Annotated in this window: 10 protein-coding genes; 1 reads left to right on the top strand and 9 read right to left on the bottom strand. The window is 46.6% G+C overall.

The annotated features are described in order from the left end of the window. Positions 1 to 75: 75 nt before the first annotated feature. Positions 76 to 708, top strand: coding sequence for a hypothetical protein (locus G633_RS0105605; RefSeq protein ID WP_207638101.1), 633 nt, complete (start codon positions 76 to 78; stop codon positions 706 to 708). Here the strand turns inward: G633_RS0105605 and G633_RS0105600 are convergent. The 9 genes from G633_RS0105600 to G633_RS0105560 form a co-directional block, all read right to left on the bottom strand. Further along, a complete protein-coding gene (locus G633_RS0105600; protein WP_155834917.1) occupies positions 705 to 1,250 on the bottom strand; it encodes a hypothetical protein in 546 nt (181 codons plus the stop codon). The genes G633_RS0105605 and G633_RS0105600 overlap by 4 nt on opposite strands. Before the next feature lie 92 nt (positions 1,251 to 1,342). Further along, positions 1,343 to 1,930, bottom strand: coding sequence for an ANTAR domain-containing response regulator (locus tag G633_RS0105595; protein ID WP_022767703.1), 588 nt, complete (start codon positions 1,928 to 1,930; stop codon positions 1,343 to 1,345). A gap of 13 nt (positions 1,931 to 1,943) precedes the next feature. Next, positions 1,944 to 3,119 carry a glutamine synthetase family protein gene (locus G633_RS0105590; RefSeq protein ID WP_022767702.1) on the bottom strand — a complete coding sequence of 392 codons (1,176 nt, stop codon included), beginning with the start codon at positions 3,117 to 3,119 and terminating at the stop codon, positions 1,944 to 1,946. 9 nt (positions 3,120 to 3,128) lie between these two features. Beyond that, on the bottom strand, positions 3,129 to 4,343 hold the full coding sequence (locus G633_RS0105585; protein WP_022767701.1) for an LL-diaminopimelate aminotransferase: 1,215 nt from the start codon (positions 4,341 to 4,343) through the stop codon (positions 3,129 to 3,131). 15 nt (positions 4,344 to 4,358) lie between these two features. Further along, positions 4,359 to 5,849: a glutamate synthase subunit beta gene (locus G633_RS0105580; protein WP_022767700.1), complete on the bottom strand. Its 1,491-nt coding sequence runs from the start codon at positions 5,847 to 5,849 to the stop codon at positions 4,359 to 4,361. Positions 5,850 to 5,880: 31 nt separating this feature from the next. Further along, positions 5,881 to 10,380 carry a glutamate synthase large subunit gene (gene gltB, locus G633_RS0105575; RefSeq protein WP_035770769.1) on the bottom strand — a complete coding sequence of 1,500 codons (4,500 nt, stop codon included), beginning with the start codon at positions 10,378 to 10,380 and terminating at the stop codon, positions 5,881 to 5,883. Between the two features lie 35 nt (positions 10,381 to 10,415). Next, on the bottom strand, positions 10,416 to 12,524 hold the full coding sequence (locus G633_RS0105570) for a glutamine synthetase III family protein (protein ID WP_022767698.1): 2,109 nt from the start codon (positions 12,522 to 12,524) through the stop codon (positions 10,416 to 10,418). 21 nt (positions 12,525 to 12,545) lie between these two features. Next, on the bottom strand, positions 12,546 to 14,129 hold the full coding sequence (asnB, locus tag G633_RS0105565) for an asparagine synthase B (RefSeq protein WP_022767697.1): 1,584 nt from the start codon (positions 14,127 to 14,129) through the stop codon (positions 12,546 to 12,548). 27 nt (positions 14,130 to 14,156) lie between these two features. Continuing rightward, the gene (locus G633_RS0105560) at positions 14,157 to 15,926 is read right to left on the bottom strand and encodes an ammonium transporter (protein WP_022767696.1); all 1,770 of its coding nucleotides are present in this window, start codon (positions 15,924 to 15,926) and stop codon (positions 14,157 to 14,159) included. Positions 15,927 to 15,967: the final 41 nt, after the last annotated feature.

Raw genomic sequence — 15,967 nt, 5'->3', positions numbered from 1 at the left:
ATCAAGCTGATTGCCGCCGTCGTTGAAGGCGTTTTGCGCTTCTTTATCCAAAGGGCCAATACATCAAGCCCAGATATGCTGGACCTTAAGCTCTGGCACAGCCAGCTTGCGATTTCTTTAGTTCAAATTTTAATAACAGCAGTTATTTTCTATGTTACCTGGGACAGACTCAATCGCTATGTAAGCGTTGTTCCCCCGGAAGATCGCAGAAGTATGGGCGATCTTCAGAAAGAAGTTTTTGGCGATAACATCGCTTCTTTGTCTGTTTCTTCAGTAAACAGGCTTCTTCAGCTCTGGGCCGTTATTTTCGTAGGCGCTGAGCTCATCTATCTGTTTACATCCATAATGTACAGAAGGTTCATCGGAATGCTCATGGATGCCCTGTCCTCAGGCGAAGGCATGACCGATGGTACTTTTATCATGCTCTATAACATGACTCACGGCTTTAAATACCTGGAGATCCTCTCCGCCATACTTCTCGGAGTAGTAATGACCGGTATTTTTTTAAATGACCGCTATATCAAGCTGGGGTCACTGGCAATTCTTTTGCTGTTCCTTGTTTCTTTTGGGGCCATCCAGATGCAGACTGTATATCTGATGGGAAGAGAGATCGGCATAGTGTGGACATCCCTTATCTATCACATAACTGAAACCCTGGGACTGTTCCTTCTTTCACTCTACCTGTCTGTAAGATATAAAGGGCTTTAAGCGCCCTGAATCCCCTGTTCTTTTTCCATAGTCAGTTTCTTTATCATTTTTGCTGACCGCAAAATGCCAATCAGCATTAAGATTACCGTCACATCAACCATAAATGCTGCTATTGTCGTGTCGTCAAAGCTGAAATTCGACAGATCTCCGGCCTGCCCACCATATCCCAATGAATTGATTATGCCGAAGATCAACAAAACGACCGTCACTCTGAGATATCCTCGTTTCTTACTTCCACTGCTTGCTCTTATAGCTCCAAGTCCTACATAGAGATGCAAAAGAACTACAGCAACAGCAGCAATACCAATAAGGGTGAAATAAAAGGCTTCGAAAAACACCAAAGCTTCCGGCTCTATTTCATAAGTGTCAACGATTTTTTTGACAGATAATTCCCCTACAAAAACGCTCATAACAACCTTGATGGCTGACCATATTCCAAAAAGGATATAGCCACCCCCCGAAGTAGAGAGCTCTTTTTTATAGCGCCTTAGTGAGACGTCAATAGCACTGTTTTCTGCTGTTAGCAATTTTATTTCTCCCATGCGGTTGTTTTTGACAATAAAATTTTAACACAATTAATGCCCCAAACTTGCAGTTTAGAATAAATTAAGAAATGGACGCCCTCGAAATGTCTTCATTCAAGGTCGTCCATTATTCTCTCTGCCGCTCTGCGCCTGGATATTCCCTCATTCATGGCCTCACTTCCAATAAATCTGTGGGCTTCATCCTCGGTCATACCCTTCTTTTCTATCAAAAGAACTTTAGCACGGCTTATTATCTTGATTTCCTCCAGCTTTTCTTTTGCCCGGAAAATCTCTTTTGAAAGCTTCTGCAGCTTATTCTGCACAGAAATCAGGTATCTTATGGATTTATTCAAAAGACCTCTCTGAAAAGGCTTCTGAATAGCCAAAATCCCGATGTCTGTGACTCTCTCCAGCACATCTCCATATATATCCGGCGTGGTTACGATCAGAACGCTGATGTTGGTGTCCTCGGCAATGTCCAGAGCCAGATCAATTCCGGAATCATCCGGCAGAGGCGCATTTATAACGACAATGTCGTAATACCTCTCTAAAATGTTCCTTCTGGCCGAGCTTGCGCTCCTAAGGAAGTCCACCGTCATGTAGTCCCCTTCCGGGAGCGACCTTTTCACCACGGGGTCAAACTGCTCCGAGCCCGACACCACTAATATGGAGTGTTGAAAGTCATCCTTTCTCGGCATAACAATCCTCCAATCAGTGGCCCATGTACGCTCCCATCAGGTCATCAGGTACAAACTCTTTTACAAAGCTGCTTTCCTTTGCAAGCTCTTCAGCTTCCTTCTTGGACTTTGGCAAAAGAAGTCCTTCCTCATTGGTCTTCTCTGACAATTCCATACGATTTTTGATGCCGTAAAGCCCTGCCCTTATCAGCAGTGCATACACTAAATAGGGGTTACTTAAGGCATCCGGTGAACGCAGCTCCACGTGGGTCCTGCCCTTGTAGGTCTCAACAAACATAAGCTCGGATTCTCCGGCACCGGACCAGTTTACTTTATCCGGAGCCATGTTATTTCCAAATCTTGCATAGGATTCATTACTTGGATTCAGGAAAAGAGTGATCTCTCTTATCTTTTCCATTATTCCTGCCGCAGCAAAACCTGCCACATCATTGCCGTCCTTATCAACGGCATAAATGTTGATATGATAGCCGTTTCCGGGCTTTCCGGGAAGTGGTACCGGCGAAAAATCCGACACCAGTCCGTATCTGTCAGCTATGGTACTTACTACCATCTTGAAGGTTGTCATCTGATCTGCAGCCTTTAAGGGCTTTCCATAGTGGAAATCTATCTCGTTCTGTCCCGGGCCATGCTCATGATGACTTCTCTCAGGAGTAAGTCCCATCTTTTCTATGGTGAGGCAGATCTCACGCCTTATGTTCTCACACCTGTCAGCCGGAGCAATGTCCATATAGCCTGCAGTATCATAAGGAATTCTGGTGGGATTTCCGTTTTCATCCTTGTTAAAGAGATAAAACTCCGTCTCAGAACCGAACCTGAACTCAATTCCGGCTTCCTTGGCAGCATCGACAGCCTTTTTGAGGACATTTCTGGTGGATGATAAAATCTCCTCTCCATCAGCGGTATAAACATCACAGAACATACGCAGCACTCTTCCGCTGTCAGGTCTCCATGGAAGAACCGCCAGCGTTGAAGGATCAGGCTTTAAGTACAGCTTGGCATAAGGGCTTCCCCTGAATCCCGCAATCTCCTTGGCACTTATGGGTGCCCCGTCCTCAAAGGCCTTCTTGAGCTCCCCCGGCATTACCGAAATATTTTTTTGCACGCCAAAAGCATCGCAAAACGCAAGTCTGATAAACTTGGCATCTTCCTCCTCAACGTACTTAAGAACCTCTTCAACTGTGTACTGCATGAGTCCTCCTTAAAGCTTCTTTATTCTCTCTATTGCCTCTAATGTATTCTCTCTGCTTCCAAAGGCTGTAAGCCTGAAATAATGCTCACCGTGAGGTCCAAAGCCCGATCCCGGTGTTCCTACAACATTAGCCTTTGTAAGGAGATGATCAAAGAATTCCCAACTGGTCATGTTATCCGGCGTATGGAGCCAGATGTAAGGCGCATTTACACCGCCTGATACCTCGTATCCGGCGCTCTTTAAACCGTCATAGATATATCTTGCATTCTCCATATAGTATGCGATCTGGGTCTTTATCTGCGCTCTTCCCTCTTCTGAATATACAGCTTCTCCTGCCTTCTGAACAATATAAGGTGCTCCGTTGTACTTTGTTCCGTGCCTTCTTGCCCAGAGGTCCCAAAGCTTTACGCCGCCTGCCTCAAGCTCTTTTGGAATAACGGTAAATCCGAGCCTTAAGCCAGTGAAACCTGCGGTCTTGGAAAAAGACCTGAACTCGATAGCGCAGGTTTTTGCTCCCTCGCACTCATAGATGCTGTGTGGAACGTCTCCTTCCGAAATATATGCTTCATAGGCTGCATCATAGAGAATGATGGCCTTATTCTTGTTTGCATAATCAACCCAGGCCTGAAGCTGATCCTTTTTGATCACAGCTCCTGTAGGGTTGTTTGGAAAACACAGGTAGATAAGGTCCGGAGTCTCCTCAGGAAACTCGGGAACGAAGCCATTATCTGCTGTACAAGGCATGTATACTACATCTTTGTAGCTCTGTGCGATCTCATCATAAATTCCTGTCCTTCCGGCCATAACGTTTGAATCCACATAAACCGGGTAAACCGGATCGCAGACAGCAACCTTGTTATCAAGGCTGAAGATCTCCTGAATATTGGAGCAGTCGCACTTTGCGCCGTCGGAAACAAATATCTCATCGGGAGAAATATCGCATCCCCTGCCCTTAAAATCGACCTCGGAAATCTTTTCTCTAAGGAAGCTGTAGCCCAGATCAGGCGCATATCCCTTAAAAGTCTCCGCGCTTCCCATCTCATCAACCGCGCTATGAAGCGCCTTTATAATGGCAGGTGCAATGGGCTGTGTCACATCACCGATTCCCAATCTTATCACCTTAACCTCAGGATTTTTGTCCTGAAAATCCCTGACCTTTTTTCCGATTGTGGAAAAAAGGTAATTTCCGGGTAATTTTAAATAATTCTCATTAGCTTTAACCATTGTTTCTATCTCCAATCAAAGATTAGTATATCCCATGAGATATTCATCTATCTCTTTTGCACACTCTCTGCCCTCGCAGATGGCCCAAACAACCAGCGACTGGCCTCTGTGCATATCACCTGCGGAAAAGACCTTGCTCTCACCCACACGGTAACTCTCAGCGCCTGTAACTACAGTGCCTCTCTTGCTTAGCTCAAGTCCAAAATCATCAGCCACGTAATTCTCACATCCTATGAATCCGGCTGCAATAAGCAGAAGATCGCACCTTAGTGTCTTCTCCGTGCCGGGAACTTCAACAAGTTTGCCGTCCTTGAACTGTACCTTCACGGTCTCCACCTGCTTGATATGTCCCTTTTTATCTGTCTTTACGCTCTTTATCGTGGTCTCAAAGACTCTTGGATCCTCCCCATAGAGGTAAATTGCTTCCTCATGGCCGTAGTCGGTCTTAAGGACCTTGGGCCACTCAGGCCACGGATTGGAAGAAAGCCTCTCTACAGGCGGCTTTGGCATCATCTCGATAGCTGTAACGCTCTTTGCTCCATGTCTTATAACGGTTCCGATACAGTCATTTCCCGTATCGCCACCACCTACTATAATAACATTCCTGCCCTCTGCATCAATATACCCTTTTTGAGTTTTTAGAGCAGCTACAGACCTGTCTCCTGCTTTTAAAAGAGCTTTTGTATTCATTGTAAGGAAATCAACGGCATTATACACTCCCTTTACCTTACCGGGATCAGCAACTGCAAGGGGTCTTGCCTTCTTGGCTCCGCAGCACAAAACCACTGCATCAAAACTATCAAGAAATTCCTTGGAATGCTTGTCCTGTCCGATATTTACTCCTGTGTGGAAAACAACTCCCTCCTGCTCCATAAGGTGCTTTCTGCGAAGAACAACGCTCTTATCAAGCTTCATATTGGGTATTCCGTACATGAGAAGACCACCGATCTCATCTTCCCTCTCAAACACCTCAACGCTGTGGCCTCTGTGATTGAGCTCATCAGCAACTGCAAGGCCTGATGGTCCGCTTCCGATAACTGCCACCTTTTTACCGCTTCTTATCTGCGGTATAACAGGTGTTATGTATCCTTTTTCATAGGCCTGCTCTATAAGATAGAGCTCATTGTCGTGCACGGTCACGGAGTCTCCGTTCTGTCCGCACATGCAGGCCTTTTCACAAAGGGCTGGGCAGACCCTTCCGGTAAACTCAGGGAAATTGCTGGTCTTATGCAGCCTTGCAAATGCGTGTTTATCATGTCCTCTGTAGATCTCGTCATTCCACTCGGGAATGAGGTTGTGAAGGGGACATCCTGTAACCATTCCGCCAAGGTTCATGGCCGACTGGCAGAATGGAACTCCGCAGTTCATACACCTTGAAGCCTGTCTGCGCCTTTCTTCGGAATCAAGAGGAACATGAAATTCCTCAAAGTTTTTTATCCTTTCTTCTGGAGGAACATCTTTATTATTTGTCCTGTTATATTCAAGAAATCCTGTTTCTTTTCCCATCTTAAACTTCTCCCATTATTGATAACATTTGTTATGCCAATTCCTTGAAAGCCTCTAATACAGCGGTTTCATGGTCTATTCCCTGTTCTTCAAACTTGCTGATTGCCGACAGCATACGGTGATAATCGTTTGGCACGATCTTCTTGAAATCAGGGATGTATTTATCAAAGTTTTCCAGGATCTCTTTTCCGAACTGTGAACCTGTCTCTTTTACATAATCCTCAAGGATTGTCTGAAGCTCAGCGATATCGTATTTCTCTGTGAGCTCGGTAAGGCTTGCCATGTCCTTGTTCATGCGAAGGTAAAGAGTATGCTCCTTATCGAGAACATAGGCGATTCCGCCGCTCATTCCCGCTGCAAAGTTCTTGCCTGTCATACCAAGGATAACTGCTCTTCCGCCGGTCATATACTCAAGGCCGTGGTCTCCGCAGCCCTCTGAAACTGCCAGCGCACCGGAATTTCTGACACAGAACCTCTCTCCTGCTATTCCGCAAACATAGGCTTTTCCTGCTGTTGCGCCGTAAAGTGCAACATTACCGATGATGATGTTCTCGTGAGCCTTATAAGTAGCTTCCTTAGGAGGTGCAACGATGACCTTTCCGCCGGATAATCCCTTTCCGAAGCCATCGTTGGCATCGCCTGAGAGCCTAAGCGTTATTCCCTTTGGAAGGAATGCGCCAAATGACTGTCCGCCGCCTCCTGTTGCCTCAACAGTGATGGAATCATCAGCAAGTGAATCTGCAAAATCCTCCGTTACCCTGCTTCCAAGCAGTGTTCCAAAGCTTCTGTCCGTGCTGGTAATATCCACTTTTACACTCATCTTTGTATCTGGTTTTTTCTTAAACTTCTCGTATGCAGGTAAAAGAGCCTTATGATCAAGTGTCTTTTCCAGACCAAAATCATATACATCCTTGGGATCAAAGTGGTTCTTGGCCTGTCCCACATAGCTTGTATCAAGGATTCTTGAGAGGTCCGCAGCATCCTTGCAGCGCGCATTCGGAATGGTCCTCATCTTGAGGCAGTCAGTTCTTCCCACCATCTCCTCGATAGTTCTAAAGCCAAGCTCGCTCATGATCTCACGAAGCTGCCTTGCTACAAAGAGCATGAAGTTCATGACATGCTCGGGTTTTCCCTTAAATCTCTTTCTGAGCTCCTCATTCTGGGTTGCGATGCCCACAGGGCATGTATCCTTGGAGCAGACACGCATCATCATGCAGCCCATGCATACAAGGGGCGCTGTGGCGAATCCGAATTCCTCAGCTCCGAGAAGCGCTGCTATGGCAACATCTCGTCCTGTCATGAGCTTACCGTCAGTCTCAAGGACTACGCGGCTTCTAAGGCCGTTATGCAGAAGAGACTGATGAGCTTCACTGACTCCCAGCTCCCAGGGAAGTCCTGCGTGATGAACAGAGGACGATGGAGCTGCTCCTGTTCCGCCATCGTAGCCTGAGATCAGGATTACCTGAGCTCCTGCCTTGGCAACACCTGAAGCGATGGTACCTACACCTGCCTCAGATACCAGCTTTACTGATATCCTTGCCTTGTCGTTGGCATTCTTAAGGTCATAGATAAGCTGTGCCAGGTCCTCAATTGAGTAGATGTCATGGTGAGGCGGCGGTGAAATAAGGGCTACGCCCGGGGTTGAGAAACGTGTACTTGCAACCCATGGGTAAACCTTTTTGCCCGGAAGATGTCCGCCTTCACCGGGTTTTGCACCCTGTGCCATCTTTATCTGTATCTCTTTTGCACTCTGAAGATATCTGCTGGTAACGCCGAATCTTCCGGATGCAACCTGCTTAACTGCGCTGTTTCTCTCTGTTCCGAATCTTGCGATATCCTCTCCACCTTCGCCGGTGTTACTCTTTCCGCCAAGCCTGTTCATGGCTGTAGCAAGAGTCTCATGGGCTTCCTTGGAAAGCGAACCGTAGGACATAGCTCCCGTCTGGAAGCGTTTTACGATCTCCTCAGCAGGCTCAACCTCTTCAAGAGGCACCTTCTCTCCTGCAGGAACGAAGGATAAAAGAGCTCTCAGAGTATGTGGCCTGTCCTCATCATCAACAAGCTGTGTATATTCCTTAAATCTCTCGTAGTCCCCTTCCCTTACAGCTCTCTGAAGAGTAACTATGGTCTTTGGATTATACATGTGGTCTTCCATGTCTTTTCCGCTGCGAAGACCGTGGAATCCAAAGGAATCAAGGCTTGTGTCGGTGGCAAGTCCCAGGGGATCGAAGGCCTTGTTGTGACGAAGCTCAACATCCTCACCGATCTCGTTTATGCCGATTCCGCCCACTCTGCTGGTGGTTCCGGTGAAATACTTATCAACAAACTCTTTTGACAGGCCGATGGCCTCAAATATCTTGGCGGACTGATAGGACTGGAGGGTTGAGATGCCCATCTTGGCTGCAATCTTAACAACTCCGCCCAGGAGCGCCTTGTTGTAGTCAGCTATTGCTGTGTGATAATCCTTATCAAGGATTCCGATATCTATGAGCTCTGCGATGCACTCATGAGCCAGATACGGATGGATAGCACGGGCACCAAAACCGAGAAGTGTTGCGATCTGATGGACGTCCCTCGGCTCTCCGCTCTCGAGAATAAGGGATACTGCCGTGCGCTGCTTGGTCCTTACCAGGTGCTGCTCGACGCTGGATACAGCCAGGAGCGAAGGGATAGGCATGTGGTTTTCATCAACACCCCTGTCTGAGAGAACGATGATGTTAACGCCCTCTGCAGTAGCCCTGTCCACTGAGATGTTCAGCTGGTCCAGAGCTCTCTCCATAGGAGTGTTCTTGTAATACAGAAGGGATATCTTTTTTACATGAAAGCCCGGCTGATCCAGAGCTTCGATCTTCATGAGATCAACGCCCGTAAGGATCGGGTTGTTAACCTCAAGAACACGGCAGTTGTCGCTCTTTTCCCCAAGGAGATTCCCGTCAGAGCCGATATAAACTGTGGTATCGGTGACTACCTTCTCGCGAAGCGAGTCGATTGGCGGATTAGTAACCTGGGCAAAGAGCTGTTTGAAATAGCAAAACAGCATCTGATGATGCTTTGAAAGCATGGCAAGAGGGACGTCAGTTCCCATGGAAACAGTAGATTCTATGCCATTTGTAGCCATTGGCATTATCTGCTGTTTGACGTCCTCGTAGGAATACCCGAATACCTTGTAGAGCTTGTCTCTCATCTCTTGGGTATGGGTAGGTATCTTTTTATTTGGAACCGACAGCTTGTTAAGGTGCAGAAGATATCTGTCGAGCCACTCGCCATAGGGCTTTGCCAGTGAATATCTGTCCTTACACTCCTTGTCGGAGATTATGCGTCCTTCTTTTGTATTGACCAGTAGCATGTGTCCCGGTGAAAGCCTTGATTTCTCAAGGATATTCTCCTCCGGGATATCCAAAACGCCAACTTCGGATGCAAGAATCAGTCTTCCATCCTTGGTCACATAATATCTTGATGGTCTGAGTCCGTTACGATCCAGCGTTGCTCCAAAGAGCTCACCGTCCGTGAAAGGAACTGCAGCCGGTCCGTCCCAGGGCTCCATCATTGTTGCGTAGTAGTGATAAAAATCTTTTCTGTCCTGAGACATGAAATCGTTGTGCTTCCAGGGCTCAGGTATTGTGATCATCATGGCGAGAGGGAGATCCATGCCGTTCATGTACAGGAACTCCAAGGTGTTATCAAGCATGGCTGAATCAGATCCGGAGGATGCAATGACGGGATAGACCTTGGAAAGCTCCTCCTTAAATACATCTGACGACATGGTCTCCTCACGGGCCAGCATCCTGTCACTGTTACCCTTTATGGTATTGATCTCACCGTTGTGTGCGATCATGCGATATGGATGCGCCCTCTGCCAGGAAGGTGTGGTATTAGTGGAAAATCTGCTGTGCACCAGCGCGATAGCGCTCTGGTAATCAGGTGATAACAGATCCTCGTAGAAATTGCGGAGCTGTCCCACCAAAAACATTCCTTTATAGACAATGGTTCTGGATGAAAATGAGCAAATATAAGTATCCTCAGAAGATTTCTCGTACTCTCTTCTGAGGCAGTATAACTTTCTATCAAACTCTATTCCCTTCTCCACATCGGATGGCCTCTCAATGAAGCACTGGCTGATGTGTGGCATGCAGTTTCTTGCCACCTCACCAAGGATTTCGGGATGTGTTTCCACATCCCTCCATCCGATGACCTTAAGGTTTTCTTTTTCTGCAATGACTTCAAGCATTCGCTTTGCGAACATGCGCTTCATGGAATCCTGCGGCAGGAAAAACATTCCTATACCGTAGTCCCCTGCGCCTCCAATCTTAAACCCGAGCTTTTTGGCTTCTTTTGAAAAGAACTTGTGAGATATCTGAACTAGAATTCCCACGCCGTCGCCGACTTTTCCGCTGGCATCTTTTCCTGCTCTGTGCTCAAGCTTTTCTACGATGGAAAGGGCATCGTCAAGCACCTTGTTATCAGGCTTTCCGTTTATATTTATCACCGCTCCTATTCCGCATGCATCATGTTCGTTCATCCAGTTTTCCATTGCTTTTATACCTCTATCGTATTCTTTATGTCTTTTTATCTAAGTGAAAAGAGCATCTGGCCGTATGTAGGGTAGCTTAAGTATTCATCAGGGATAACGGCCTCAGCTTCATCCGCATATTTTCTAAGCTCATCCATATCCTTAAGGATTGTCTCCTGGTAAAAGCTTGCCTGTCCCAGAAGATCATCCATGCCTTCTGCTTTCTTGGTGTCCTCATAGAGTTTCTTGAGCGCTCCGCTGATTCCTGCGGATGCTCCATCCAGGGTCTTTAAAAGTCCGCATTCCAGCTCACACGCTGCGCCCTCAAGAACACTCTTTTTCTGGATCACCTCTTTTGTAAGGTCCTTCTCATAAGCGATGATTCCTTCTGTCAGGTCTTTTCTCACCATCTCCTGCATTGTCAGGGACTCGATGTGAATTGACTTTGAGTAGTTCTCAAGAAGAATGTCATATCTTGAGTGGATCTCTTCCTTGGTGAAGATTCCGTGCTTTGTAAAGAGCTCGATTGACTCATCCGAGATCCAGTAAGGCATTGCATCGGGAAGTGACTTGAGGTTCGCAAGACCTCTCTTTTCAGCCTCAGCGACCCATTCCTCTGTGTATCCGTTTCCGTTGAAAAGAACTTTCTTATGAGCTGAAAGCACTTCCTTAAGTACCTCCATTACCTTCTCTTTAAGAGCATCAGCAGGTGTTCCTTCAAGCTTTGCATAGATCTTGGCAATCTCCTCTGCAACTGCTGTGTTGAGGACGATGTTTGCGTTAGCTACTGAAACTGCTGAACCGGGCATTCTGAACTCGAACTTGTTGCCTGTAAAAGCAAAAGGTGATGTTCTGTTTCTGTCTGTGTTGTCCTTTGTAAAGTGCGGAAGAACGGTAGCTCCCATGGCCATCTGAACCTTGCCCTGGCTCTCATAGGCTGTGCCTTCCTCAACACTCTTAAGTACTCCTGCGAGCTCATCGCCGACGAAAATTGAAATGATGGCAGGTGGTGCCTCGTTTCCGCCGAGTCTGTGGTCATTTCCTGCAGATGCTACGGAGAGTCTCAGGATCGGTGCATACTCATCAACTGCTGCGATAACTGCCATGAGGAATACCAGGAAAGGAATGTTCTCACCGGGCTTTTTGCCGGGATCAAGAAGGTTCATTCCTGTATCTGTGCAAACAGACCAGTTGTTATGTTTTCCTGATCCGTTGATTCCCTCGAAGGGCTTCTCATGAAGAAGACATGCGTAGTTGTGCTTGTCTGCGACCTTCTTCATAACCTCCATAGTGAGCTGGTTGTGATCTACAGCGATGTTTGCTGTCTCAAATACAGGCGCCAGCTCGTGCTGCGAAGGAGCAACCTCGTTGTGCTTGGTCTTTGCAGGAATTCCAAGCTTCCAGAGCTCCTCGTCAAGATCATGCATGTAAGCTGATACCTTGGGCTTAATTACACCAAAGTAGTGATCTTCCATCTCCTGGCCCTTGGTAGCCGGTGCGCCGATAAGTGTCCTTCCGGTGAACAGAAGGTCTTTTCTCTTCTTGTAGTAGTCCTTATCGATCAGGAAGTACTCCTGCTCTGAACCGATTGTTGTATTTACTCTCTTAACATCCTCATATCCAAGAAGGTGAAGCATCTTGACAGCTTCCCCTGAAAGAGCCTCCATTGAACGAAGAAGAGGTGTCTTTTTATCAAGGGCTTCTCCGCCGTATGAGCAGAATGCTGTAGGAATGTAGAGGGATCCGTCCTTAATAAATGCAGGTGATGAAGGATCCCAGGCTGTGTAGCCTCTTGCCTCAAAGGTTGCGCGAAGACCTCCCGAAGGGAAGCTTGATGCATCAGGTTCACCCTTTACAAGCTCTTTTCCTGAGAACTCCATGATCACCGAGCCGTCATCAGTTGGTGAAATGAAGCTGTCGTGCTTCTCTGCTGTAAGACCTGTCATAGGCTGGAACCAGTGTGTAAAGTGTGTGGCTCCGTTCTCAACAGCCCATTCCTTCATGACTGCAGCAACCGTATTTGCTACATCCAGCTCAAGGTGTGTACCTTGCTCAATAGTCTTGTGAACAGCCTTGTAGATATCCTTTGGAAGGCGCTGCTTCATGACTCTGTCGTTAAAGACCAGACAACCAAATTCTTCTGTAAGTTTTCCCGCTTCTACCATTTTCTTATCCTCCGTTTTTATTTACTCTCCGCTGGCGCCATAATTTGACAGCACTCTTGCGGATGGATCGTTAACATTACATCCTTTCCAGGATTTGTTTGGCATCCAGAAATCTACAACCATGTGTGACTGGCCTTCGTAGTATTTCTCAAATATCTCTCTGTAAAGGAGAGACTCTTTTGTAAATGGTGTCGCATGAGTATAGGCTTTTCTCTTAGTCTCATACTCTGCGTAAGTATATGTATTATCTGCATATTCCATGAGGTCATCTCTGAGGGAATGTCCGACTGCATCGGAGAAAGCTGCTTTTTCTCTCATCAGGATCGACCTTGGAATGAATTCATCTTTTTCAAAGGCTTTTCGCAAAAGAAATTTTCCGATTCCGTAGGTATTTAGCTTCTTTTGAGGGTCAATGCTCATTACGTAATCTACAAAGTCCAGATCTCCGAAAGGAACTCTTGCCTCTAAAGAGTTGACGCTTATGCATCTGTCAGCCCTTAGTACGTCGTACATGTGAAGCTCTCTGACGCGCTTTTTAGCCTCTTCCTGGAAGGCTTCGGCGCTTGGAGCAAAATCCGTGTACTTGTAACCAAAGAGTTCGTCTGAAATCTCTCCTGTAAGGATTACCTTGATATCTGTGTTTTCGTGGATCCATTTACACAGAAGGTACATTCCGATGGAAGCCCTGACTGTGGTGATATCATAGGTTCCAAGAGCATGGATCACAGGTTCTACGGCATTTATTACATCCTCTTTTGTGATGATCACCTCATGGTGATTGCTGTGGATGTACTCTGCAACTTCTCTTGCGTACTTGAGGTCTATGGCATCTATGTCCATGCCGATTGCAAAAGTCTCGATTGGTTTATCTGAGAGACTTGCTGCAACTCCGCATACCAGGGAGGAGTCAAGTCCTCCCGAGAGCAGAAACCCAACCGGTGCATCTGCGCTGAGCCTCTTTTTGATACCGCGGATCAGCTTGTCATGGATGTTTTCCGTGATAGTCTGAAGATCATCTGTCTTTAGTTCTTTATCCTCGGTCATGTCCCTGTAGCAGATAAATCTGCCATCCTCGTAGTAATGTCCCGGAGGGAAGGGCTTAATGCACTTGCAGACATCAGTTAAGTTCTTGGGTTCTGAAGCGAAAAGGATATATCCTTCGTCGTCGTAGCCGTAGTAAAGCGGCCTGATTCCTATCGGATCCCTCGCTGCCACGAAGTCATTCTTTTTGCTGTCATAAATGACACAGGCAAATTCTGCATCCAGAAGGCTGAACATCTTGGTTCCAAGCCTCTCATAAAGAGGAAGAAGTATCTCGCAATCACTGTCACTCTTAAAGCTGTATCCCAAAGACACCAGATAATTCTTAAGGAAAGTAAACCCGTACAATTCGCCGTTACAAACTACTGCGTTACCATTCAGGGTAAAGGGCTGCATTCCGCTCTCTGTAAGTCCCATGATCGATAGTCTGTTAAATCCCATATAGCCCTTGTTTGTCTGCAGGGTCCTTGTCATATCCGGGCCTCTGGAAGTTGTCTTTTCCAGGATCTCTTCAAAGAAATCCTTTGATACATCTGCTCTTGCGTATGTCAGTATTGCGCACATACTTCAAATCCTCCTAAATGTTCCTATTTACTCAACGTCAGCCAAAGCTGCTGCACCCTCTTCTCCGGTGCGGATCTTGACTACGTTGTCGAGACTGTAAACGAAGATCTTTCCGTCTCCGATATGGCCTGTGTAAAGAGTTCTCTTGGCTGCTTCAATAACATCTTCAACAGGGATCTTGCTAACTACTACTTCCAGCTTGATCTTAGGAAGGAGTGTTGCATCCATCTCAACTCCACGGTACATCTCACCGGAGCCCTTCTGAACACCGCAGCCCATAACCTGCGTAACTGTCATTCCGGTTACGCCCAGAGCATTCATAGCCTTGCGGAGCTTGTCGTAGCGTGAGAGTTTAGCAATGATAACAACCTTGTGGATTCCTGATGTATTAGGAACCGGTGCTGTAACAACCTTTACAGCTGCATCCTTCTGTACCTGTGAAGCATTGTCGTACTCGCTTACACCAAGATCTGTGTTCTCGTTTACGCTCATGTTCAGAGTGTTTGAAACATCCATGATGGCAAATCCGGAATAAGCAGACGCAAGACCATGCTCTGTTGAGTCAAGTCCGAGAATCTCTTCTTCCTCTGTTACACGAAGTCCCATAACGGCTTTAATTAAGAAGAATGTGATTGTAATAGTAATAACTGTCCAGGCTGCTGTAGAGAACATTCCTACGAACTGGATTCCAAGGAGCTTAAGTCCGCCGCCGTAGAAAAGACCTACCATTTCGTTACCTGCTGCATCAGCTATTGAATAGCCGGGAGCTGAATTTGTAGCAAAAAGACCTACTGCAAGTGTTCCCCAAATACCGTTGAGGCAATGTACCGAAACAGCTCCGACAGGATCATCAACATGAAGCTTGTAATCAAGGAACCAAACACCGAAGCAAACAAGAAGGCCTGCTACGATACCGATCACGATTGCGCCAAAAGCATCTGTTACATCACAGGGAGCTGTGATGGCTACAAGACCTGCCAGTGAAGCGTTCAGACACATTGAAACATCGGGCTTACCGTATTTAACCCAGGTAAATACCATACAGGTTACTGTTGCAAGTGCAGGAGCAATTGTTGTTGTTACGAATACGCTTCCGAGCTGCTCTACGGTTGTACATGCTGCGCCGTTAAATCCGTACCAGCCAAGCCACAGGATAAATACACCGAGGGAAGCTGCTACAAGGTTGTGACCCGGGAAAGCATTTACTTTTGTAACCTTTCCGGAAGCATCCCTTTCGAACTTACCGATACGTGGTCCAAGCATTGATGCGCCAACAAGAGCTGCAATACCACCTACCATGTGGATGCAGTTGGATCCGGCGAAATCATGAAATCCCATCTGAGCAAGGAATCCGCCGCCCCAGGTCCAGTGTGCTTCAATCGGATAAACGATTGCTGAGATAACTGCCGAGTACACACAATAAGATAAGAATTTAGTTCTCTCAGCCATTGATCCTGAAACGATTGTTGCTGTTGTAGCACAGAACACAAGGTTGAATACGAAATTTGACCAGTCGAAATTTGCATAATTTGTGAAAATATCAAATCCGGGTCTTCCGATTATGCCTGCCAGGTCTTCCCCAAGAAGCAGGCCAAAACCGATGAGAATAAATACTACAGTTCCGATGCAGAAATCCATCAGGTTCTTCATAATGATGTTTCCTGTATTCTTTGCTCTGGTGAAGCCTGCTTCACACATTGCAAATCCGGCCTGCATCCAGAAAACTAAAGCTGCGCCGATCAAAAACCATACGCCAAAAACACTGCCGTTAATAGCATCTAAGATTTCTCCACTCATACGTTTCTCCTCCTTTTTGTGCCTTAAAGCACAAAAAAACG

The organism is Butyrivibrio sp. FCS006 (assembly GCF_000424525.1).
In the GTDB taxonomy this organism is placed as follows: domain Bacteria; phylum Bacillota; class Clostridia; order Lachnospirales; family Lachnospiraceae; genus Butyrivibrio.
This window is presented reverse-complemented; position numbering and strand designations above follow the sequence as displayed.